At 62.6% G+C, this 22699-nt stretch carries 20 protein-coding genes; 10 read left to right on the top strand and 10 right to left on the bottom strand.

The annotated features are described in order from the left end of the window. Positions 1-3: 3 nt before the first annotated feature. Both ASC48_RS05105 and ASC48_RS05100 read right to left on the bottom strand, forming a co-directional pair. Positions 4-966: a VOC family protein gene (locus ASC48_RS05105; protein ID WP_055454694.1), complete on the bottom strand. Its 963-nt coding sequence runs from the start codon at positions 964-966 to the stop codon at positions 4-6. A 21-nt stretch (positions 967-987) separates the two neighbouring features. Continuing rightward, the gene (locus ASC48_RS05100; protein WP_055454693.1) at positions 988-1722 is read right to left on the bottom strand and encodes a PIG-L deacetylase family protein; all 735 of its coding nucleotides are present in this window, start codon (positions 1720-1722) and stop codon (positions 988-990) included. A 113-nt stretch (positions 1723-1835) separates the two neighbouring features. On the opposite strand from ASC48_RS05100, the gene ASC48_RS05095 reads away from it, so the two are divergent. The 5 genes from ASC48_RS05095 (at position 1836) to ASC48_RS05075 (ending at position 7070) form a co-directional block, all read left to right on the top strand. Then, positions 1836-2747: an NAD(P)-dependent oxidoreductase gene (locus tag ASC48_RS05095; protein ID WP_244270004.1), complete on the top strand. Its 912-nt coding sequence runs from the start codon at positions 1836-1838 to the stop codon at positions 2745-2747. After that, positions 2744-3919 (top strand): LysR family transcriptional regulator, encoded by a 1176-nt coding sequence (locus ASC48_RS05090; RefSeq protein ID WP_055454692.1) that lies wholly within the window; start codon positions 2744-2746, stop codon positions 3917-3919. The genes ASC48_RS05095 and ASC48_RS05090 overlap by 4 nt, the downstream gene beginning before the upstream one ends. A 233-nt stretch (positions 3920-4152) precedes the next feature. Beyond that, positions 4153-4650, top strand: coding sequence for a TRAP transporter small permease (locus tag ASC48_RS05085; RefSeq protein WP_055454691.1), 498 nt, complete (start codon positions 4153-4155; stop codon positions 4648-4650). Next, positions 4650-5954 (top strand): TRAP transporter large permease, encoded by a 1305-nt coding sequence (locus tag ASC48_RS05080; protein ID WP_055454690.1) that lies wholly within the window; start codon positions 4650-4652, stop codon positions 5952-5954. Before ASC48_RS05085 ends, ASC48_RS05080 begins: the two co-directional genes overlap by 1 nt. Positions 5955-6080: 126 nt before the next feature. Continuing rightward, positions 6081-7070: a TRAP transporter substrate-binding protein gene (locus tag ASC48_RS05075; RefSeq protein WP_055454689.1), complete on the top strand. Its 990-nt coding sequence runs from the start codon at positions 6081-6083 to the stop codon at positions 7068-7070. Positions 7071-7170: 100 nt separating this feature from the next. On the opposite strand, the gene ASC48_RS05070 is transcribed toward ASC48_RS05075, so the two are convergent. Then, on the bottom strand, positions 7171-7632 hold the full coding sequence (locus tag ASC48_RS05070; RefSeq protein ID WP_055454688.1) for a MarR family winged helix-turn-helix transcriptional regulator: 462 nt from the start codon (positions 7630-7632) through the stop codon (positions 7171-7173). Between the two features lie 128 nt (positions 7633-7760). Here ASC48_RS05070 and ASC48_RS05065 point away from each other — a divergent pair, with 128 nt between their 5' ends. Beyond that, positions 7761-9677, top strand: a complete 1917-nt coding sequence (locus tag ASC48_RS05065; RefSeq protein ID WP_055454846.1) for an FAD-binding monooxygenase — start codon at positions 7761-7763, stop codon at positions 9675-9677. Between the two features lie 86 nt (positions 9678-9763). Here ASC48_RS05065 and fabI read toward each other — a convergent pair whose 3' ends face one another. The 3 genes from fabI to fabA form a co-directional block, all read right to left on the bottom strand. Beyond that, entirely contained in the window at positions 9764-10576 is an 813-nt protein-coding gene (gene fabI, locus ASC48_RS05060; RefSeq protein ID WP_055454687.1) for an enoyl-ACP reductase FabI, read from the bottom strand. Between the two features lie 78 nt (positions 10577-10654). Then, positions 10655-11869 carry a beta-ketoacyl-ACP synthase I gene (gene fabB / locus ASC48_RS05055; RefSeq protein WP_055454686.1) on the bottom strand — a complete coding sequence of 405 codons (1215 nt, stop codon included), beginning with the start codon at positions 11867-11869 and terminating at the stop codon, positions 10655-10657. A 111-nt stretch (positions 11870-11980) separates the two neighbouring features. Continuing rightward, complete coding sequence (gene fabA, locus ASC48_RS05050) at positions 11981-12487, bottom strand: 3-hydroxyacyl-[acyl-carrier-protein] dehydratase FabA (protein ID WP_055454685.1); 507 nt, start codon at positions 12485-12487, stop codon at positions 11981-11983. Between the two features lie 500 nt (positions 12488-12987). On the opposite strand from fabA, the gene irrA reads away from it, so the two are divergent. Further along, positions 12988-13428, top strand: coding sequence for an iron response transcriptional regulator IrrA (gene irrA, locus ASC48_RS05045; RefSeq protein ID WP_055454684.1), 441 nt, complete (start codon positions 12988-12990; stop codon positions 13426-13428). 4 nt (positions 13429-13432) lie between these two features. Here the strand turns inward: irrA and ASC48_RS05040 are convergent, their stop codons facing one another. Then, positions 13433-13969, bottom strand: a complete 537-nt coding sequence (locus ASC48_RS05040; RefSeq protein ID WP_055454683.1) for a GNAT family N-acetyltransferase — start codon at positions 13967-13969, stop codon at positions 13433-13435. After that, the gene (gene nth, locus ASC48_RS05035; RefSeq protein ID WP_055454682.1) at positions 13966-14802 is read right to left on the bottom strand and encodes an endonuclease III; all 837 of its coding nucleotides are present in this window, start codon (positions 14800-14802) and stop codon (positions 13966-13968) included. Before nth ends, ASC48_RS05040 begins: the two co-directional genes overlap by 4 nt. A gap of 22 nt (positions 14803-14824) precedes the next feature. Between nth and ASC48_RS05030 the strand changes: the two genes are divergently transcribed. Both ASC48_RS05030 and ASC48_RS05025 read left to right on the top strand, forming a co-directional pair. Further along, complete coding sequence (locus ASC48_RS05030; RefSeq protein WP_055454681.1) at positions 14825-15364, top strand: DUF2244 domain-containing protein; 540 nt, start codon at positions 14825-14827, stop codon at positions 15362-15364. A 90-nt stretch (positions 15365-15454) separates the two neighbouring features. Further along, positions 15455-16099, top strand: coding sequence for a DUF2799 domain-containing protein (locus tag ASC48_RS05025; protein ID WP_055454680.1), 645 nt, complete (start codon positions 15455-15457; stop codon positions 16097-16099). 15 nt (positions 16100-16114) lie between these two features. Here the strand turns inward: ASC48_RS05025 and ASC48_RS05020 are convergent, their stop codons facing one another. After that, positions 16115-17287: an MFS transporter gene (locus ASC48_RS05020; protein ID WP_055454845.1), complete on the bottom strand. Its 1173-nt coding sequence runs from the start codon at positions 17285-17287 to the stop codon at positions 16115-16117. Positions 17288-17519: 232 nt separating this feature from the next. Then, entirely contained in the window at positions 17520-20264 is a 2745-nt protein-coding gene (gene mutS, locus ASC48_RS05015) for a DNA mismatch repair protein MutS (protein WP_055454679.1), read from the bottom strand. A 144-nt stretch (positions 20265-20408) separates the two neighbouring features. Here mutS and ASC48_RS05010 point away from each other — a divergent pair, with 144 nt between their 5' ends. Continuing rightward, complete coding sequence (locus ASC48_RS05010; RefSeq protein WP_055454678.1) at positions 20409-22691, top strand: NADP-dependent malic enzyme; 2283 nt, start codon at positions 20409-20411, stop codon at positions 22689-22691. Positions 22692-22699 lie beyond the last annotated feature (8 nt).

Genomic DNA, 22699 nt, shown 5'->3' with positions numbered 1-22699 from the left:
GGCTCAATGTCCTTTCTTGTCCACCGGTGGCGTACCGTGAGTGTGGAATGTCTCAATGGTCTTGAGCCCCCAGGCCTGACCCTTTTTGCGGTCTTTTTCCGTCCAGACGACCGGCTTCCAGTCGGGAGCGAGGATGAGCCGCGCACCGGAATTGGCAAGCTCGACGCGGTTTCCCGCCGGCTCCCAGATATAGAGGAAGAAGGTGCCCTGGACGGCATGCTTGTGCGGGCCCGTTTCGATGTGGACGCCGTTCTGCAGGAAGATATCCGCGGCGCGCAGTATGTCCTCGCGCTGGTCGGTCGCATAGGTGACATGGTGCAGCCGCCCCTGGCCGCCGCCATGCTCTTCCGTGCAGGCGAGATCATAGGTCTTGTTGTTGATCGTGAACCAGCAACCGCCGAGCCGGCCGTTGTCGAGCTGGATCATTTCGGTCACGCGGCTGCCGAGGCAGGTTTCCATGAAGTCGCGAAACTCCGTGACGTTTTCGGACAGGAGATTGAGGTGGTCGATCCGGCGTGGGGCCGCGCCCGTGAAGGCAGATGCGGTGTTTTTCAGCGCTGCCTTCTCTGCCTCCTCCTGCGCCTCATACCACACGGTATCCCAGTAGATTTCGAAGACATGGCCGAACGGGTCCTCGAAGCGGAAGGCCCTGCCGTGGCCCCGGTCGCCGTCGACCCAGCCGATCACCTTGTATTTACTCTCCTCGATCGCCTTGACACGGCGCATCAGGGCAACCTGCGACGAGGCACGATAGGCGATATGCCCGACGCCGGTAGTATGGTGGCGCGTGAGCTTCAGCGAATGGAATTCATAGTCATCCCAAGCGCGCAGATATGCGGAAGTCTCGTCCATGCCGGACAGCTTCAGCCCGTAAACCCGCGTGAAGAAATCGAGACTTTCCTCGAAGCGGTCGGTGTACATCTCGACATGCGCAAGATGGGCAAGATCCAAGCAGGGTTCCGTCATCGTATCCTCCCGAAGTTCCGATCAGAGTTCATCGACCGTGCGGGGGAAAATGGACTGGAAGCCCTCGGCATATTTGCAATCGCGCCCACCCGCCTGGCCGCCCGAATTTCGCTTGAAGTGGTTGGCGCGATTGATGGCGACCCGGGTGTAGTATTCCCACAGATGCTCCTGGCCTTCCATGCACTCAATCGCGGCGCGTTTCTTCTCCCACACGGGGGTGATGTCGAGAAAGGTGTCCGGCTTCCAGCCCATCTGCTCGGTCTGGTGTGGTTCGAACAGGTAGAGCTGCGGCGCGCCAAGCACCTTTTCGCCCGGATTGTGCCCCCAGGCCTGAGCGATCATCCGGCACTCCAGCGCCACCTGCGTGGCGTACATGTGATCTGTGTTGTAGGGATCGTATTGTGAATGCGACAACATGAAAGAGGGCTGAACCTTGCGAATGACATCAACCAGGCGGTTCTTGTCGTCGCGGGAAAGCTCCAGCGGATAATCGCCGAGATCCAGGCAGATGAGATCGTGGACGCCAAGCACTTCCGCGGCTTTCTCTGCTTCTGCGCGGCGGGCCTGCTTGACGGCATCCAGCGTCATGCCGGGCTGCTTCCAGAGCTTGGCGGACTCACCGCGCTCGCCGAAGGACAGGCAGACGACGGTCACCTCATAACCTGTGGACGCATGAAGGGCGATGGCGCCGCCGCAGCGCCAGACGAAATCCGCAGCATGGGCAGAAACCACGAGGGCGGTTTTCTTGGCTGACATGTACTCTCTCCTTGGTCTTCGTTGCCTGAGACATTCCATGCCGCCGCCTGTTCAGACAATTCGAAAGCCTGTGCCCTGGCATAAGTTCAGGCTATGATGACTGGCAAAACCGGATGCTGATTACCATTCTGCGGAGAGGGTTGGAGATCGGCATGAAAAGCAATTGCGGCAAGATTCAGCAGCTTGCATTCATCGGTTTCGGTGAGGCTGCCATGGCATTTGTTTCCGGCTGGGGAGAGCGGCGCCCCCGTAAGGTTTCCGCTTTCGATAGTGATGCGGGAGCGGCGATGAGGGCACGATACGTGTCGCATGACGTCTTTGGCTGCGAAACGCTGCAGCAGGCGCTTACCGGCGTGGACGCCGTCTTCTGTGTGGTCACCGCCGATCAGGCGCTGAGCGCGGCGCATGCTGCCGCCAGTGGCATTACTGCCGGCACCTTCTGGTTCGACTGCAATTCCTGCGCACCGGGCACAAAACGCAGTGCGGCGGAGATCATCGAGAAGGCCGGCGGCCGCTATGTCGATGTGGCGATCATGGCACCGGTTCACCCCAAGCGCCATCACGTCCCGATGCTGGTGTCCGGTCCGCATGCCGAAGAGGCGGTCGCTGCGCTACAATCGCTTGACATGCGCCCCGAGATTGCGGGAAGCGAAGTTGGGCAGGCGTCGTCGATCAAGATGATCAGGTCGGTGATGGTCAAGGGCCTCGAAGCGCTGACGGCGGAATGTTTCCTGGCCGCGCAGCGGGCTGGCGTGAGAGAAAGCGTCATTGCCTCGCTCGAGGCGTCTGACCCTGCACTCGAATGGCGCCGCCGTGGTACCTATAACCTGGAACGTATGATGGTGCACGGCATGCGCCGGGCGGCGGAAATGCGGGAGGTAACACTGACGCTCCAGGAACTCGGCATTTCCGGGGCAATGAGTGCTGCCACCGCCCAATGGCAGAAAGAGATCGGCAGGCTGCAAGCAGATCCAGGTCCCGCTGACCTCGGCGCCCGCCTCCAGACTGTGCTGGACCGCACGTGATTTCCCGCAATCTCCGCCATCTCCGTCTGTATCTGTGGGTCGCCAGCACCGGTTCGCTGAGCCAGTCGGCGGAGGCCTGCCATGTATCGCAACCCGCAGTCACGCAGGCGATCGGTAAGCTGGAGAACGAGGCCGGTGGACTGCTTTTCGACCGCACCCGGCAGGGGTTCTTTACCACGCCGCGCGGTGAGGTTCTTGCCAACCGGGTGCAGCGTGCCTTCGCGCTTCTCGATCCGGCGCTCTCCGATATCTCGCCGAGGCTCCGGCTGACCGCCACCACGGCGCAGCTGCAGGCTTTGGTCGCGGTCCACGAGACCCAGAATTTCACGCTTGCCGCCCGCAGACTGGGCCTCGCCCAACCTACCGTGCATCGGGCCATCTCGCAACTCGAGCAGGAGGCTGGCCGCAATCTGTTCGAGCGCACTGCGTTCGGCTCGATTGCCGGGCGCGCGACGCGCACTCTGGTTCAGGCGGTGATGCTCGCCTTTCGCGAACTGGATCAGCTTGAGTCTGATCTCGCCGAGCTCGACGGAGGGGATGCGGGCCGCATTGTCATAGGCGCGTTGCCACTGTCGCGCTCCGTGCTGTTGCCCCGGACGCTTGTGCGCTTCCGTCAACAGCGTCCTTACCATGGCGTGCTGATCATGGACGGACTCTATGACGAATTGCTGGGCGGGCTGAGGCGGGGTGAAATCGACATGATCGTAGGGGCGCTGAGGGTGCCTGCACCGATTGGCGACATCGTTCAGGAGCCGCTGTTTGCGGACAAGCTCACGGTGCTGGCCGGAAACCATCATCCACTGGCGGGCCGGGACGATGTCAGTCTGGCGGAGCTCAGGGATTGCGCATGGGTGGTCCCCCGTCAGGGTACGCCCGCCCGCGACCAGTTCGACGCCTTCTTCGCCGGTGTTGGCCAGCCGGAAAGCATCATCGAGGCTGGCTCGATCCTGTTCATGCGGGAAGTCCTCGACAACAGTGATCATCTCGGCTGCATTTCCAGTGCGCAGGCGCGCGCGGAAATATCCAAGGGATTGGTCACGGAAATCGCGGTCGATGCCGGGTGGAAGGTGCGCCAGATCGGGCTGACCTATCGTGCCAGCTGGGCTCCCACCAAAGCCCAGGAACTGCTTCTGAGGTTGCTGCGCGACAGCGTTGAAGAGGAAGCGCTATAGCCTGAACTAATTCAAGGCCGCCGCCTTTGAATTGGCTAATCAGGATCTTTTTCCAATAGTCTGAAGCCATGAGGCCGACAGGGCTTCGTGCGCAATTTGAATGGGAGGTCGAATGGTGCCGGCGATTATGAACCTGCTGACAAAGGGATGGACCTGCTGGGTTGCGGCAGGTCCATCCCGGTCAACCCAACGGCGCCACTGCGAAGCCGGTTGCGCGGGGGCCTTGCGAAACGATGCGTGACGCCATTGATATCTGGCCGGCCCGGTTCGGGAAGGCAGCCTTCCATCTGGCTGTGGTTGGCGCCATCTGTCTCTTGGCGATTGTCGTCATCGTCACCATGGGTGTCGTTACGCGCTACGTCCTGGGCATTCCAATCCTGGGCGTCAACGAATTCGTGCAATTGACCGCCGTCGCCCTGATCATGGCATCCCTTCCCTACTGCACCGTCAGGCGCGAACATGTCGCCGTCGATGTCTTCGATCGCATTCTCGGCAGATGGGGCCGGTTCATCGGCGACATTGCCGCCCACTGCCTGTCGGGGTTCGTCATGGCCATCCTGGCGCAGCGCGCCGCCCTGAAGGCGCTCGATGCGCTGGAGTGGGGGGATGCTACCAACATGCTGCGCATGCCGATCTGGCCATTCTACAGCATCCTCGCTGCCGGTGCGGCGCTGTGTGTGTGTGTCTTTGCCATGCAACTCGTTGTCCTTCTTGTACAGGGGGCAAAGTAATGACGCCTTTCGCTGCCGGCTTTGTGGGTATAGCCTGCCTGTTTGCTCTTCTTATCGTTCGTGTCCCTGTTGCCTTCTCCATGTTGATCGTCGGTTTCGGCGGCTATTGGGTCCTCGAAGGGGCGCGCAGCGCCGGCGGCGTCCTGCTGACGGAAAGCTATTCGGCCATAGCCAGCTACAATCTCATCGTCGTGCCGATGTTCGTGCTTTTGGGCAATGTGTCATCGGCGGCGGGCTTCAGCCGCGGCCTCTATGACGCGGCCTTCGCCTGGGTTGGCCAGTTCAGGGGTGGTCTGGCCTCGGCCTCGGTGCTCGGCTGTGCAGTCTTCGCTGCGGTCTCTGGTTCTTCCGTTGCCACCGCCGTGACGCTCGGCAAGGTAGCGCTGCCTGAAATGCGCCGCCTCAGCTATGCGCCGGGGCTGTCCACCGGAGCGATTGCGGCGGGCGGTACGCTTGGCTTTCTCATACCGCCCTCGACCGGTTTCGTCCTCTACGCCATCCTCACCGAGCAATCGATCGGCCGGCTTTTCATGGCCGGCGTTGTACCGGGACTGCTGTTGACTGTCCTGTTCATGACCACGGTCTGGGTCATCTCGTTCCTCGACCCCAGGGCCGGTCCGCGGGGTGAGTCCATTGCACTTTCTGATCGCTTCCGGATTTTGTGGGAGGCCGCGCCGCTTCTTCTGGTCATTGTGCTCTCCATCGGCGGCATCTATGCGGGCATCTTCACGCCCGTCGAGGCCTCAGGCGTCGGCGCAGCGCTGGTGATTCTGCTCGCCGTCATCAAGCGGCGCCTGTCTTTGATAGAGTTCCGCGAAGCGGTGATGAGCACGCTCAGTACCTCGGCCATGCTCTATGCGATCGTCATCGGCGCCAATGTACTCAATCCGTTCTTTGCTGTGACCCGCATCCCGGCAACGCTTGGCGACGGACTTGGCGCACTCGGTCTCGGTGCCTATGGCACGCTCTTCGTCATCATCCTCGCCTATATTGTGCTGGGCATGTTCATGGACGGCTTGTCCATGCTTGTCATCACGATCCCGATCGTCTTTCCGGTCATCACGGCACTTGGCTTCGATCCCGTCTGGTTCGGCGTCGTTGCCGTGATCGTTATCGAAATGGGCATGATCACGCCCCCCGTCGGGCTGAACGTTTTCGTGGTCCGGGCTGTGGCGGGGGACGTGCCGCTGACAACCATCTTCCGCGGTGTCGCGCCGTTCCTTCTCGCCATGATCGTCGGCCTGCTGCTGGTTATCGCGATACCCGGGATTGCTCTGTTCCTGCCTAACACGATGTTCGGGTGAGCCGCATGAAGGTTGGAGGGCTCATAGGCTCACATGCCACCCGGGTGTGGTTACGCCGGTTCAATGGCCAGAACCTGCAGAGCTGGTCTGGCTACGTTCAGTCATCCCAAAATGGAGGAATACAGGATGAAACTGAAGACACTCAAGGCTGCACTGGCAGCGGCGTTCACGCTGGCTGCATCCGTTGCATCCGCCGGAGATCTCAAGCTCGCCGACTTCCAGCCGCCGACCCACTTCGTGGTCGATTCCACCTACAAGCCGTTTGCCGCCACCATCGCCGAGAAAACGGGTGGCGCGGTGACGGTTACGCTCTACATGGGCGGGGAGATCGGTCCGGGACCGGCCGAGCAGTATAACCGGGCGCTCGAAGGCGTCGCCGACATCTTCTTCGGTCTTCCGGGATACACGGCGGCGAATTTCCCCAAGACGCTCCTGGCCGAATTGCCGGGCGTGATCACCGCCGACAACGGTACGGAGCGCATGCTCGCCAATCTCGACAAGCTGTCGGACGAATACAAGCGCGTGGTCCTGCTCGGATTGTGGAACAACGCGCCCAATCTGCTGTTTACGGGTGAAAAACCGATCCGCAGCCTGGATGATCTGAAGGGGCTGAAGATACGTGTACCGTCGCGCAATGCCGGTCTCGTCGTCGAGGCCTGGGGTGCCACACCGGTCTCGATGCCGGCGACGGAAATCTACAATGCGATGCAGACCGGCGTTATCGACGGCGCGATGATCGACGCGACGGCGCTCACTTCGTTCAAGCTTGCCGAAGTCACCAAGTACATCACGCAAGGCATGAACACCACGATGTCCGACTTCTTCCTGATCATGAACCGGGACAGCTTCCGGGACCTGACCGAAGACCAGCAGAAAATCGTGCTGGATGCGGGCCGCACCGCTGCAGTCAACGGCAACAAGGCATGGCTCTCGGTTGCCGGCAAGGCGTTGTCGGACTTCGCAGCCACCGATGGCAAGGAAGTCATCACGCTGGCGCCGGAAGAAGCCGCCAAGTTCAACGCCGCCAGCAGCGCGGTCGTCGACAAGATCGTTGCCGACGCCGATGCCCAGGGGCTCGAGGCAAGCGCCTTCGTCGAGGCCCTGAAGGGTAACTGAGACAGGCACCGCGACGGGGAACAAGGATCCGGCGCGCACCGCAGACAAAAAGATGGCCCGCCTGGACAACCGGGCGGGCCATCGCCGTTTCGACCGGACGTCAATCCCCGTTCACGGGTTCACCCGACCGGGCGGCCTTGGCCGCGAGTGCGATGAACTGACGGTACTCGTCCTCGCTCAGCCCTGCGAGAATCTCTTTTTGCAGATCGGCGACGACCGGCATCAGCACTTTAAGCGCACGGCGGCCTTCGTCGGTCAGCGTCAATTCTCGGGCGCGCTTGTCCTGATCGCTGACAACGCGCGTCAGCAGTCCTTTCTGCTCCATGCGGTCAACGACCGCACCCACAGTTGCGCGGTCCTTGGCGATGGAATGTGCGAGGCTGGCCTGGTCGGCGCCCGGCTGTTGATGAATGGCGTCCAGAGCGGCGAACTGGACGGGTGTCAGGTCTGACCCCGCCTCGCGGATCCTCCGCGCAAAAACCTGGGTCGATATCTGGTGCAGGCGCCTGATCAGATGTCCCGGCATCATGGCGCTCCAGGTACTGCCGCTCTCTTCCGTCATCACTCTTCCTCGCGGTTCCGCTCTTTATAGCAAAAAACGATAAGTAGACATACTTTCTTAATTGACCTTCCTGGGACGCTGACGAATTGTAAGTCAACTTACTAATTATCATCACAGGGAGGACTATGATGCAATATCACCTCAATGGATTTCGCCCCGGCGATCCGGAGCTCGAGGCCGCAGGCGCCGGCCGGGATGGCCCCCAGAGCGCCCTGCCCGAGACGGTCGATGTTCTCATCATAGGTACTGGCCCTGCCGGACTGACGCTTGCTGCCCAGCTCTCGGCCTTTCCCGATATCTCCACGCGCATTGTCGAACGCCGGCCCGGCCCGATGGAAAAAGGGCAGGCTGACGGCATTTCCTGCCGCTCCATGGAAATGTTCAACGCCTTCGGCTTTGCCGAGAAGATCCTCAAGCAGGGCTATTGGGTGAACGAGACCACCTTCTGGAAACCGGACACGGCCAATCCCGAGCACATCACCCGCAACGGGCGCATCAAGGATGTAGAGGACGGTTTGTCGGAGATGCCGCACATGATCCTCAATCAGGCCCGCGTGCACGACATGTATCTTGAATTGATGCGCAAGTCGCCATCCCGGCTCGAGCCGGATTATGGTTGGCAATTCGCTGATCTGACGGTTGACCTGCAGGCTGCCGACTACCCCGTCACCGTGTCGCTTGAGCCGTCAGACGGCGGGACCACGAAGCAGGCGAGAACGCTCAGGGCACGCTATGTGGTTGGCTGCGACGGCGCAAGAAGCATGGTGCGGCGGGCGATTGGCCGCGAACTGACCGGCGATTCCGCGAACCAGGCCTGGGGCGTAATGGATGTACTGGCCGTGACCGACTTCCCGGATATCCGCTGCAAGACGCTGATCCAGTCGGCAAAAGAGGGCAATATCATCGTTATCCCACGGGAGGGCGGCTATCTCGTGCGCCTTTATATCGAGCTCGACAAGCTGAAGGCTGGCGAGCGGGCCGCCAATCGTAACATCACGATCGATCACCTGATCGCGGCGGCGCAACGCATTTTCAAGCCGTTCTTTTTCGAGGTCAAAGATGTCGTCTGGTGGTCGGTCTACGAGATCGGCCAGCGGCTCACTGAAAAGTTCGATGACGTTCCGCAAGAGGCGGCCGGCAACCGCCTTCCGCGCGTCTTCATCTGCGGTGACGCCTGCCATACTCACAGTCCAAAGGCGGGACAAGGAATGAATGTATCCATGGGCGACGCTTTCAATCTCGGCTGGAAGCTCATCTCCGTTCTGCAGGGACGCTGCCGGCCCGAAATCCTCCATAGCTATTCTGCCGAGCGCCACGCGGTGGCTGAGGACCTGATCGCGTTTGACCGCGAATGGTCGCGGATTATGAGTGAAAGGCCGGAACCCGGAGAGGGTGGGGACGAGCCCAAGTTCCAGCGCTACTTCATCCAGCATGGGCGCTATACGGCCGGCATGTCGGTCGTCTACAAGCCTTCGGTGCTGACCGGTGGCCAGACGTGGCAGTCACTGGCACCCGGCTTGGAGATCGGCGCGCGCTTCCATTCCGCGCCGGTCGTGCGGCTTGCCGATGCCAAGCAGATCGAGGCCGGCCACCTGGTCAAGGCCGATGCGCGCTGGCGGCTGTTTGCCTTCAGCCCGTCAGGCGATCCTGCCGCGGAAGGCTCGCCGGTACGCCGGCTTTGTGCCTTTCTCGACAGTTCCGCCAATTCGCCGATCCGCCGATACACACCGTCCGGCGCAGACATCGACTCGGTGATCGACCTGCGGGTGGTCTTTCAGCAGCATAGCCGCGATCTGGCCCTGGAAACGCTGCCGGCCTTCCTTCTGCCGCGAAAGGGCAAGTTTGGGCTGATCGACTACGAAAAGATCTTCTGCGCCAATCCCGTAGAGGGACGGGATATCTTCGACCTGCGGACAATCGATCGCGAACAAGGATGCCTCGTGCTTGTACGGCCCGACCAGCATGTCGCACAGGTCCTGCCGTTCGACGCGCATGACGAGCTGGCGCGGTTCTTCGACGGCTTCTTTCTGCCGGCTGCGAAGTGAAAATTTGGTGAGGCCGGTCATCGGCTGCTGATTTGCGCCGAGAACCGGCCCGGGGCTCGCGCCGAGACGTGACCCTCTTCTCGTTATCAGTCGTCGCTGCGGTCCTGACGCTTCAGCTCGTCGAGACGCGGCATGGACACGATGTTGTAGCCGCTGTCGACGAAATGAATCTCGCCGGTCACGCCGCCCGAAAGTTCGGACAGAAGATAGAGGCCGGAGCCGCCGATCTCGTCCAGCGTCACGGTGCGGGCCAGCGGCGAGTGGCGCTTCTGGAAATTGTACATCAGGCGTGAATCCGAGATGACCGAGCCGGCGAGCGTGCGCACGGGGCCGGCGGAAATCGCGTTGATGCGGATGCCCTGCTCGCCGTAATCCATCGCCAGATAGCGCACGGAGGATTCCAGCGCGGCCTTGGCAACGCCCATGACGTTGTAGTTCGGCATGACGCGGGTGGAGCCGCCATAGGTCAGCGTCACCACGGCACCGCCGTCCGGCATGATGGCCGCTGCGCGCTTCACGATCTCGGTGAAGGAGAAGCAGGAAATCAGCAGTGCCTTGCTGAAATTGTCGCGGCTGGTGTCCGCATAGCGGCCGCGCAGCTCGGTCTTGTCCGCATAAGCAATGGCATGAACGAGGAAATCGATCTTGCCCCACTTTTCCTTCAGCACGTCAAAGACGTTGTCGACGGAAGCAATGTCTTCCACGTCGCAGGGCAGCAGGATGCTGGAGCCGATGGACTCGGCCAGCGGCTTGATGCGCTTTCCGAAAGCTTCACCCTGATAGGTGAAGGCCATCTCGGCGCCGTGTGCGGCAAGGGTCCTGGCAATGCCCCATGCAATGGAGTGGTCATTGGCGACACCCATGACAAGCCCGCGCTTGCCCTTCATCAGCCCTTCCATAAAAAACTCCTGTCGGACCGCCTTTGAGGCGCGCGGGAGACGTCTCGAACGTCCCCGGCGCGCCGGCAATCAATCTGTTTAAGCGTATCGTTTGAAAACCACGGAGGCGTTGGTGCCGCCAAAGCCGAAGCCGTTGGACAGAACGCAATCAAGCTTGGCGTTGTCGACGCGCTCGCGCACGATCGGCATATCCGCAAAGGCGGGATCAATGGTTTCGATATGGGCCGAGGCAGCGATGAAATTGTGCTGCATCATCAGGATCGAATAGATCGCTTCATGCACGCCTGCCGCCCCCAGCGAGTGGCCCGAAAGGGCCTTGGTGGCGGAAATCTGCGGGATCTTGCCGCCGAACACGGCACGGATCGCCTCGATCTCCTTGATGTCACCCACCGGCGTGGAAGTGGCATGCGGATTGAGGTAGTCCACCGGCAGGTCCACGGTGGACAGGGCAAGGCGCATGCAGCGCTCGGCACCTTCACCCGAGGGAGCCACCATGTCGTAACCGTCAGAGGTTGCGCCATAACCCACGATCTCGGCATAGATTTTGGCACCGCGCGCCTTGGCGTGCTCCAGCTCTTCCAGAACCAGCACACCGGCACCGCCGGCAATGACGAAACCATCGCGGTTGGCGTCATAGGGGCGCGAGGCGGTGGACGGCGTCTCGTTGTACTTGGACGACATGGCGCCCATGGCGTCGAACAGGGAGGAGAGTGTCCAGTCCAGTTCCTCGCCGCCGCCGGCAAAGACGATGTCCTGCTTGCCCCACTGGATCAGCTCGGCCGCATTGCCGATGCAGATGTTGGTAGTCGCACAGGCTGCGGAGATGGAATAGTTCACGCCGCGGATCTTGAACGGGGTGGCTAGCGTCGCCGAGTTGGTCGAGGACATGGCTTTCGGCACGGCCGTGGGTCCGATGCGCTTCGGGCCTTTCGTGCGGGTGATATCCGCTGCTTCCACAATGGCGTGCGTGGACGGGCCGCCCGACCCCATGATGATGCCGGTGCGCTCGTTGGAGACGTCGCCGTCCTCAAGGCCGGCATCGGCAATCGCCTGCTGCATGGCGATGTAGTTCCAGGCGGCGCCCTGACCCATGAAACGGGTGGTGCGGCGGTCCAGCGCCTCGAAGGGGTTGAGCTTCGGAGCGCCGTGCACCTGGCAGCGGAAGCCGAGATCGGCATATTCCTGCGCCTTGACGATGCCGGAACGGCCCGCCTGCAGGCTCTCCAGAACCTCCTGAGCCGTGTCGCCAATCGAGGACACGATACCCATGCCGGTAACAACCACCCGCCTCATCGCGGTCTCCTGTCTTTCCAGGCTGCCTATGCGCACGGCGGCGCGGCAGCAAACTCATTCGTCAGATGTTGGATGGGCGCGGGCAAGCCGCACCCATGGGCTGATATGGTATCAGGTCTTGGCGAGGCCAACCCGCAGGTCGGCCGCCTTGTAGATCTGCTCGCCATCGGCCTTCAGCCAGCCATCCGCTATGCCGAGCACGAGCTTGCCCTTCATGATGCGCTTGAAATCGACGCCATACTCGACCTTCTTGACCGACGGCGTGACCATGCCCTTGAACTTCACCTCGCCGGTGGACAGGGCCATGCCCTTGCCCTCGAGCCCGAGCCAGCCAAGGTAGAAACCGGTCAGCTGCCACAGGGCATCAAGGCCGAGGCAGCCCGGCATGACGGGGTTCCCCTGGAAGTGGCAGGGGAAGAACCACAGGTCCGGATGGATGTCGAATTCGGCGCGGGCAAAGCCCTTGTCATATTCTCCGCCGGTCTCGGAAAGCTCCGTGATCCGGTCGAACATCAGCATGGGCGGCAGCGGCAGCTGCGCGTTGCCGGGTCCGAACAATTCCCCGCGTGCACAGGCAAGGAGGTCTTCATATTCGTAGCTCGAGCGCCGATCGGTCATTCCGTTCCCGTTTATTTGTTGTTCTGCCCGCCCGGTGAGGCTTGCATTTTCTGCCGCAGGGGCAAGCGGTTCAGCAGTCGTGTGTTCGAGGCCTTCCTAACACAGCAGGTGCAGCTTCGAAAGATCACCAAACGCACAAGACGGGCGAAAGCGGGGCCTGAAGGCAAGGATGTCGCTGCGTCACTTGCTGCGGAGGCCTCCCCCGGGGCCTTGCTACGGCCTGCAGCTCGCCGGACTGAAGGACGCAGGGCTGCTTCTGCGGCCCGCCGGGGCTGTTTCATCACACCGGCGGCAGGACATTTGACCGGTAATTCAAGGAAAAACTTGCATTCCCGGTCCAAGAAATGGCAAAATTGGATTGTTGATATGAAAAAGTCCCCTGCAAAGGGCCATAGAGACCATCAGGACAGGCCTTCAAAGCACCGCGCTGCGAATGCCCATGAATAGCACTAGGTTCCGCCGCTGAGGCTGGCCGACGAGACAGAGATCCAAAGTCAGATATGACCGCGCCCGATCACGCCGACCACCACCACAGCCATGATGTGACTGAAATGCTGCGCGTTTCCGGGCTGCGCCCGACTCGTCAGCGTGTCGCTCTTGCTGAATTGCTCTATTCCAAGGGCCACCGCCACATCTCTGCGGAAATCCTGCATGAGGAGGCGGTCCGCGCTTCCGTGCCCGTTTCGCTGGCGACGGTCTATAACACCCTGCACCAGTTCACCGAAGCCGGCCTGCTGCGGGAAGTCGCCATCGACGGCACCAAGACCTATTTCGACACCAACGTCCACGATCACCATCACTTCTTCATTGAAGGAGAAAACCGGGTCGTTGACATTCCCCACGATGGCATCGGCATTGGCCGCGTGCCCAAGGCGCCCGAAGGCATGGAGATCGTGCGTATCGACGTGGTGGTGCGGGTGCGTCCGAAGGGCGCAGCCTGATCTTTCAGGCCGCGCGCTCCCATCTTTCCCTTTCGAGGCAATGCAGAAGTTGCGGCCGGCCCGGTGCGTTCGGCAGCCGGTAATCCTGCACGGCTATCTCAAAGCCGAGGCGGGCCAGCAGACTGTTTGACGCCTCGTTCCCCGGACTGGTGATGGCGAGAACACGCGGCAGATCCAGCGACCCGAAACCATAGGCGAGCACGGCCCGGGAGGCCGCCATGGCATGTCCCTGTCCACGCGCTTCCGGCAGCAGGGCATAGCCCAGATCCGGCAGATCCAGATTGTCACGTTTGGCAAGGCCCGCCATGCCCAGCGCCGCGCCGCTCGCCCTGTCAGAAATCACCCAGAAGCCATAGTTCTCGCGCCGGTAGGCCGGGCGGATGGCGCTGCGGATGTAGTTGCGGGCATCCTCAACCTGTCTCAGGCCCCGGTCGCCGATATGTTCGATGAACGCGGCATCGTTCATCAGCCGCATGAGGAATTCAGCGTCTGACGGTTCGAACTGGCGGAAGGAAAGCTGCGGACAGTCCGGGATTCTCATGATGCCGCAGCTGCCCCTGCTTCTGCCCCTGCCTGTGTCCCGGACTGTCTTGCGGCAATCTCCGCCGCCGTGCGCAGCGCGATGTCCGGCACCGCATCCATCGGCACCTTCTCATGGCTCTTGCACAGGTCATAGATCAGGCAGCGTGCGCATTCCGGCTTGCGGGCCTTGCAGATGTAACGGCCATGCAGGATCAGCCAGTGATGGGCATGCAGCCCATATTCGGCCGGGACGATCTTCTCCATCGCCAGTTCGACCGCCAGCGGCGTTTTGCCGGGAGCAATGCCGATGCGGTTGCCCAGGCGGAACAGATGCGTGTCCACCGCAATGGTCGGATGGCCAAAAGCCATGTTCAGCACCACATTCGCCGTCTTGCGGCCGACACCTGGCAGCGCCTCCAGCGCCTCGCGGCTTTCCGGCACCTTGCCGCCGTGATCACGCAGCAGCTGTTCGCACAGGGCGATGACGTTCTTCGCCTTGGTCTTGAACAGGCCGATGGTGCGGATTTCCTCGCGCACCCGGTCCTCGCCCAGCGCCAGCATCTTCTCCGGCGTATCGGCAATGCGGAACAGGGTCTTTGTCGCCCGGTTCACACCCACATCCGTTGCCTGCGCCGACAGGACCACGGCGACCAGCAGCGTGAAGGCATTCACATGGTCCAATTCGCCCTTTGGCTCCGGATTATCCGTATGGAACCGGTCGAAGATCGCGTGGATTTCGGCCTTTGTGTAGCGCGGCGCGGCTCGCTTGCGCCGCGATGGACCGGGCGTTTTCGCCGCCGCCGCAGCGGTCTTGCCCTTTTTTGGTGCTTTTGTGATCTTTGCTTGCGTCATGCCTCCTCTATAAAGCTTTCTCATGAGCGGCACCAAGAGCAATCCTGACGGTCCTGATGACGCGGCGCTGGCGCCGGGCGAACGGCCGGTTTTTGCTGCCGTTCTGACGCCGCACCGCTCGCTGGGGCCCAAAGGCTTTCTGGTTCTGATGCTGGCCACGGGGGCGGTCTGTTTCGCCGCCGGGCTTTTGTTCCTTTCCATCGGCGCATGGCCGGTCTTTGGGTTCTTCGGGCTGGATGTGCTGCTGGTCTGGATGGCCTTCCGGCTGAATTATGCGGCAGCCAACCGCTGCGAGGAAGTGACGGTCAGCGCACACGAGATTGTCGTCCGCAAGACCGGGCCGGGCCGTCAGCGGCAGGAATACCGCTTCAACCCCTTCTGGGTGCGGCTTTCGGTGACGCGGCTTGAAGATGAAGGCGTCACCCGCATCACCCTGAGTGCCCGCGGTGACACCATAGGCATCGGCGACTTCCTCAACCCGCCGGACCGGACAAGCTTTGCCACTGCCTTCGCCGCAGCCATTGCCGATGCCAAGGCGGGGCGTATCCCGGCCGTTTCCTGATATTGGACCCATAATTTGCCGCAAATCCGCCTTCCGGTTCCCGTCCATGAGGCGTATCACTCTGGTCTGGGCATATTGGGGAGGCTTTGCATGAAATTCTGGCTGGGGGCCGCTGCGGCCGTGGGCCTTGCGCTGCTTTTGAGCGGCTGCGACACGGTTTCGAAGGAACAATGCCAGGCCGGAGACTGGCGCGCGCTGGGCCGGGCGGATGCTGCATCCGGCCATGCGGCCAACCGGATCTCCAAGGTGGCGGAAGACTGCGGCCAATATGGCATTTCTCCGGATCCGGCGGCCTATCAGTCTGGCTGGCAGGAGGGTGTGCAGATTTATTGCACCCCGCTCAACGGCTTCAACATCGGCCGCCAGGGTGACACCAAGTCGGATATCTGCCCGCCCGCTCTCGCCGGTCAGTTTGAATATGCCTATCAGCTCGGCAACCGCATCTATTCCGCCCGGCGGGAGGTCGAAAATGTCGAATCCCGCCTGCGGTATCTGGAATCCTCCACAGACAGCGCCCGCTTCGACCTGTCGCGGCTCGACTGCGGCTCCGGCAGTCCCGACGAGCGCAACGCCTGCCGCCAGAAGGCAGACCGCCTCCGCGACCGGATCAGCGATAGCCGGTTCGAGATCCAGGACCTGCGCTTCCGTCTGATGCAGCGGCAGGGCGAATATGCGGCAACGGAGGCGGCCGTCAACGCCGAGGCCCGGCGTCTCATTTCCGGCTACGGCGGCTGAGGCTGCAAGGGCGCCTCAGATTGCACCCCGCGGCGGGCGCAGCTGGCTGAGGGCCACCAGAACGGCAAGGCCACTGCCGGCTGCCACGAAGACAACAGTGCGGAAATCAAAGGCGCTGGCGATCAGCCCCATGGAGACCGAGCCGATGAAGGAGCCGAGAAACAGCCCGTTCATGTAGAGCGCCGTGGCCCGCCCCGGCTTGTCCGGCGCATAGCTCTGCACGAAGGAAATCGCGACCCCGGCGAAAAGGCCATAGTAAAGCCCCTCGATGGCCGAGAGGATCACCACATGCAGCACGCTGCTGATCTGGGTGAACAGCAGGAAGGTGACCACAGCGAGCAGCGAAGCACCATAGAGCACCGTTCTTGCGCCGAAACGCGCGGCAATGCGCGCGGCAAGGAAAATGGCGATGACCTCGACGATGCACTTGAAGGACAGTGACAGGCCGGGCGTATAGCCGGGCAGGCCCACTTCCCTGACATAATAGAGCGGCATGGCGGCGGTGAAGAGCACATTGCCAACGGCGAACAGGGTGCAGGTGAAGGCGGCAAGCAGGATGGGCCAGTCGATGCCCTCCAGCCCAGCCGCGCCGCGCGGGCGCTGCGGCGCGCGGAAGTCCCCCGGCACGCCCAGATGCCACAGCAAAAGCCAGATCACCGCAAGGCCTGCCGAAATCAGATAGGCCACCCGGAAACCGGCAAGATCAAACAGAATGAAGGTCATGGACGGCCCGATGACCCAGGCCAGCGACACGACCATGCGCAGCCAGGCATTATACTCGGCAATATCAAGGCCGGTCCGCTCTGCATAAAGCCGGCCGTAGGTGAACTCGGTCGAAGTCGCGCCATTGGCCACCGCCATGATGGGCGCACCGGCAAGCACCAGCACCAGAAAATCCGGAATGGCCGCAAGCAGCAGGGCCATCGCCATATAGGCCAGGATCGAGATCAGCAGCAGCGGCTTCACCGCCACCGCGCCATCCAGCTTTTCGCCAAAGGTCCGGTTCACCACCATGGTCATCGGCGCCACGAGCCCGGTGTAAAGGCCAATCTGCCAGGGCTCCTGCTTCAACCCTTCGACGATGAAATAGCCCATCGCCGGAATGAGCGAGGAGGTGCACAGCGCGCCGAAAAAGACGAGCAGCAGGATGAGGACTGCCTGACGGGGCAGCTGCAGGACGAAAGACATGAGACGGTCCGGGCCGGTCAAACCGGCAAGGGCAAGGCGCAGCGCACGGTCTGCACGCTGAATGGAGGGACCACCAGAATAAGGTGATTTGACGGCTTTGCGCCAGTCCTTCGTGGGGAAAGGGCTGTCACCCTTGCCTGCTATACCAGCGCTCGGTGAGCCCGGCTTATCAAGAGCTGGTCAAGCCCTTGCAGCACCTGAGCAAATTCAAGGCTTGATGCGTCAGCATTCACTACCCCTTTGCCTTGAGCGCCTTCAGCCGGTAGAGCGCTTCCAGCGCCTCACGTGGGGTGAGGTCATCGGGATTGATTTCGCCGAGCGCTTCCAGCACCGGATCGGCCTTGGCCGCAGGTGCAGTGGCGGCCGCCTTGGTGGTCTGGACGACGGCAGCAAACAGCGGCAGTTCGTCGATCAGGGTTTCCGCCGGGGAGCGGCGGTCCTTTTCCTCAAGCTGGGAGAGAACGGACTTCGCCCGCTCCACCACCGCCGCCGGAAGGCCCGCAAGCTTGGCCACCTGAATGCCGTAGGACCGGTCTGCGGCGCCGGGTATGATCTCGTGCAGGAAGACCACGTCGCCGTTCCACTCCTTCACGGAAACGGTGGCATTGGTCAGCCTTGGCAGGCGCTGGGCCAGCGCTGTCAGCTCGTGATAGTGGGTGGCAAAGAGCGCGCGGGAGCGGTTCACCTCATGCAGGTGCTCGATGGCGGCCCAGGCGATGGACAGGCCGTCGAAAGTGGCCGTGCCGCGCCCGATCTCGTCCAGAATGACCAGCGCCCGCTCGCCCGCCTGATTGAGGATAGCCGCCGTTTCCACCATTTCCACCATGAAGGTGGAACGGCCGCGCGCCAGATCATCGGCCGCGCCAACGCGGGAGAACAGCCGGTCCACCACGCCCAGATGAGCGCTGGCGGCAGGCACGAAACTGCCCATCTGCGCCAGAACCGCAATCAGCGCATTCTGCCGCAGGAACGTGGACTTACCGGCCATGTTGGGACCGGTGATCAGCCAGATCTGGCCCGACACTTCCTTGCCCTGCGGCCCGAGGTTGCTGTCATTGGCCACGAAGGTGGCACCGCCACCGCGCCTCAGGGCCTGTTCCACCACCGGATGACGGCCGCCCTTAATGGCAAAGGCAAGGCTCATGTCCACCAGCGGGCGGCAGTAATTCTCGTCCTGCGCGAGCTTCGACAGGGCTGCGGCTACGTCGATCACGGCCAGCGCACGGGCTGCCGCCTTCACCGGCTCGCTGTCTGCCACCAGCTGGGCGGCAAGCCGGTCGAAGATCTCCAGCTCGATGGCCAGCGCCCGCTCGCCTGCACTGGCGATGCGCGATTCCAGATCAGCCAGCTCCGTGGTGGTGAAGCGCATGGCGCCCGCCATGGTCTGGCGGTGGATGAAGCGTCCCGGATCCGCCGACAGCTTGTCCGCCTGTCCGGCCGGCACTTCGATGAACCAGCCCAGCACGTTGTTGTGCTTGATCTTGAGCGAGCGCAGGCCAAGCTCTTCGGCATAATCCGCCTGAAGCCGGGCAATCACCTTGCGCGAGGCATCGCGCAGATCACGCAGCTCATCCAGGTTGGCGTCATAGCCAGCCGCAACGAAGCCGCCGTCGCGCTTGAGCAGGGGCGGCTCGGGATCGAGCGCACGGTTCAGCTCGGCGCCCAGATCATGGGGGGCGGCGGCCAGATCGCGCCAGGCACTGGCGAGTTCGGGCGGCAGATCCTCGGCGCTCTTCATCTGCGTCAGAATACGTGCCGTTGCCTCAAGCCCTTGCGCGATGGCCAGAAGGTCGCGCGGGCCGCCGCGCTGCATGGCAATGCGGGACAGGGCGCGGGCCAGATCGGGCGCGGCCTTCAGCTCGGCTCTCAGGCTGTCGCGCAGGATCTCGTTGTCGAGGAAGAAGGCGACAGAGTCCTGCCGCGTGGCAATTTCGGCCGGATCGGTGAGCGGCCCGGCAAGACGGCTGGCCAGCAAGCGTGCGCCCGCACCCGTCACCGTGCGGTCGATGGACGACAGAAGACTGCCCTGCCGCTCGCCGGAAAGCGTGCGCGTCAGCTCAAGATTGGCGCGGGTGGCCGGATCGATCAGCATGCGCCCGCGTGCAGCTTCGCGGGTGGGCGGGTCCAGTGGCGGGCGCTCGCCCAGCTGGGTCTTCTCCACATAGGCGAGAATGCCGGCCGCCGCGGTCAGCTCGGCGCGGGAGAAATTGCCGAAACCGTCGAGGGTCTTCACCCGGAAATAATTCGTCAGCCGGTCCGCCGCCGTTGCCCCGTCGAAGAAGGCACGCGGCACGGGCGAAATGGCAGCGCCCTGCCCTTCCACCAGATGGCGGATTTCGGTTTCCTGAAGCAGATTGTCCGGCAGCACGATTTCACGCGGGTCAATCTGCGCCAGATCCGCCGGAAGCCGCTGCAGATCCGTCTCGGCCACCTGGAAGCTGCCGGTGGACATGTCGATCCACGCAAGGCCGAAGACGCCCTCGCCTGCATCCGATCCGGCGCGCAGCCTTGTCAGCGCCAGCAGGAAATTGTTGCTTGCCGCATTCAGTAGCCGCTCTTCGGTCAGCGTGCCGGGAGTGACAAGGCGGATCACATCACGCCGCACGACCGATTTGGAACCGCGCTTCTTCGCCTCTGCCGGGTCTTCCATCTGCTCGCAGACGGCAACCCGGTGGCCAAGGCCGATCAGCTTCTGCAGGTAGTCATCCGCCGCATGCACCGGCACGCCGCACATCGGGATGTCCTCGCCCTGATGCTTGCCGCGCTTGGTTAGCGTGATGCCCAGCGCCTGCGAGGCGATCTCCGCGTCCTCGAAGAACATCTCGTAAAAATCGCCCATGCGGTAGAACAGCAGGCTGTCCGGATTGGCGGCCTTGATCTCGATGAACTGGGCCATCATCGGCGTCACGCGGGCATCGCTCGCGCCGGATGCGGCATCGTTCGGGGCAGGGGTATAGGGGCTCTGATCTGTCGGCATGTGCGGACCCTAGCAAAGCCCTCTGCAGCTTTCACAGGTCCTGTGCCCAAAGGTGCCTTGAGGCGGTAATTTTCCGGGGATAAGGTCTTGGTCCAGATAAGAGAAGCGAAGGCTTCGCAGCACGAGGGAAGGACCGGCCAGACCATGTCGTCATCAGGCAAGAAGGGCAAGACAGGCGTCAGCTTTACAGACCAGGAGGCCCTGCTGTTCCATCAGGAAGGCAAGCCCGGCAAACTCGAAATCAACCCCACCAAGCCGATGGCGACGCAGCGCGACCTGTCTCTGGCCTACTCCCCCGGTGTGGCGGTGCCCGTGCGGGCCATCGCGGAAGACCCCTCGCGGGCCTATGACTACACGACGCGTGGCAATCTGGTCGCGGTCATCTCCAACGGCACGGCCATTCTCGGCCTCGGCAATCTCGGTGCGCTCGCCTCCAAGCCGGTGATGGAAGGCAAGGCGGTGCTGTTCAAGCGTTTTGCCGATGTGGATTCCATCGACCTTGAGGTCGATACGGAAGACGCGGACCAGTTCATCAACGCCGTGCGCTATCTCGGGCCCTCCTTCGGCGGTATCAACCTTGAGGACATCAAGGCGCCCGAATGCTTCATCATCGAGCAGCGCCTGCGCGAGCTGATGGACATTCCCGTCTTCCACGACGACCAGCACGGCACCGCCATCATCGCTGCCGCCGGCCTGATCAATTCGCTGCATCTGACGGGTAAGGACCTGAAGTCGGTGCGCATTGTCTGCAACGGCGCGGGCGCAGCCGGCATTGCCTGCATCGAACTGGTCAAGGCGCTGGGCGTGCCGCATGAGAACGTCATCCTCTGCGACACCAAGGGCGTCATCTATCAGGGCCGCACCGATGGCATGAACCAGTGGAAGTCCGCCCATGCGGTGAAGACCGATGCCCGCACCCTCTATGAAGCGCTGAAAGGCGCGGATGTGTTCCTCGGCGTGTCGGTGAAGGGCGCGCTGACGGAAGACATGGTGCGCGCCATGGCCCCGAACCCGATCATCTTCGCCATGGCCAACCCGGATCCGGAAATCACGCCGGAAGAGGTGGCGGCCATCCGCGATGACGCCATCATCGCCACCGGCCGGTCGGATTATCCCAACCAGGTCAACAACGTGCTCGGCTTCCCCTATATTTTCCGCGGTGCGCTGGATGTGCGGGCGACGACGATCAACGATGCGATGAAGGTCGCCTGTGCGCAGGCGCTCGCAGCCCTTGCCCGCGAGGAAGTGCCGGACGAAGTGGCCGCCGCCTACCGGGGCAGCCGCCCGAAATTCGGCCCCGACTACATCATCCCGGTGCCGTTTGATCCGCGTCTTATCTCCACCATTCCGCCCGCCGTGGCGCAGGCGGCGATGGACACGGGCGTTGCCCGCCGCCCGATCATCGATATGGACCAGTACAGGCACCAGCTTTCCGCCCGCCGCGATCCGGTGGCCGGAACCCTGCAGCGCATCTTCTCCAAGGTGCGCCAGGCGCCCAAGCGCGTGGTCTTTGCCGAAGGCGAAGAAGAACCGATGATTCGCGCTGCCGTCAGCTTCGTCAGCCAGGGGCTTGGCGAAGCCATACTGATCGGCCGCGAGGATGAAATCCGGGAAGCCGCCGCTGGCGCTGGCGTCGATCTTGCCCGTTCCGGCATCAGCATCCAGAACGCCCGCAATTCCACCCGAAACGGCGACTATGCGCAGTATCTCTACACCCGGCTGCAGCGGAAGGGCTATCTGCTGCGCGACTGCCAGCGCATGGTCAACAACGACCGCAACTACTGGGGCGCCATCATGGTGGCGCGGGGCGATGCAGATGCCATGGTCACCGGCATCACCCGCAACTATTCCGTCGCGCTCGACACCATGCGCCAGTGCATCGACACCAAGCCCGGCCACCGGGTGATCGGTGTGTCGGTGGCGCTGTGCCGTGGCCGCACCGTGCTCATCGCCGACACCACAGTGCATGACATGCCCAATGCGGAGGAACTGGCCGATATCGCCGAAGAGGCAGCCCATGTCGCCCGCCGGCTTGGCTACGAGCCGCGTGTGGCCATGCTCGCCTATTCCACCTTCGGCCATCCGAAGGGCGAGCGCGCCGAGCGGGTGCAGGAAGCCGTGCGCATCCTCGACCGCCGCCGCGTTGATTTCGAGTATGACGGCGAAATGGCGGCGGACGTGGCGCTCAACATGGACAAGATGGCAGCCTATCCCTTCTGCCGCCTGACCGGTCCGGCCAACGTTCTGGTCATGCCGGCCTTCCACTCGGCCTCCATCGCCACCAAGATGCTGCAGGAACTGGGCGGTTCCACCGTCATCGGTCCGCTGCTCGTCGGCTTTGACAAGCCGGTGCAGATCGTCCCCATGGGTGCCAAGGACAGTGACATCGTCAACATGGCCGCAATTGCAGCCTACAACGTGACGTGATCTATCAG

The sequence above is a fragment of the Pannonibacter indicus genome, assembly GCF_001418225.1.
GTDB lineage: Bacteria > Pseudomonadota > Alphaproteobacteria > Rhizobiales > Stappiaceae > Pannonibacter > Pannonibacter indicus.
Note: the sequence above shows the minus strand (reverse complement) of the source record. Positions and strands in the feature narration are given on the sequence as shown.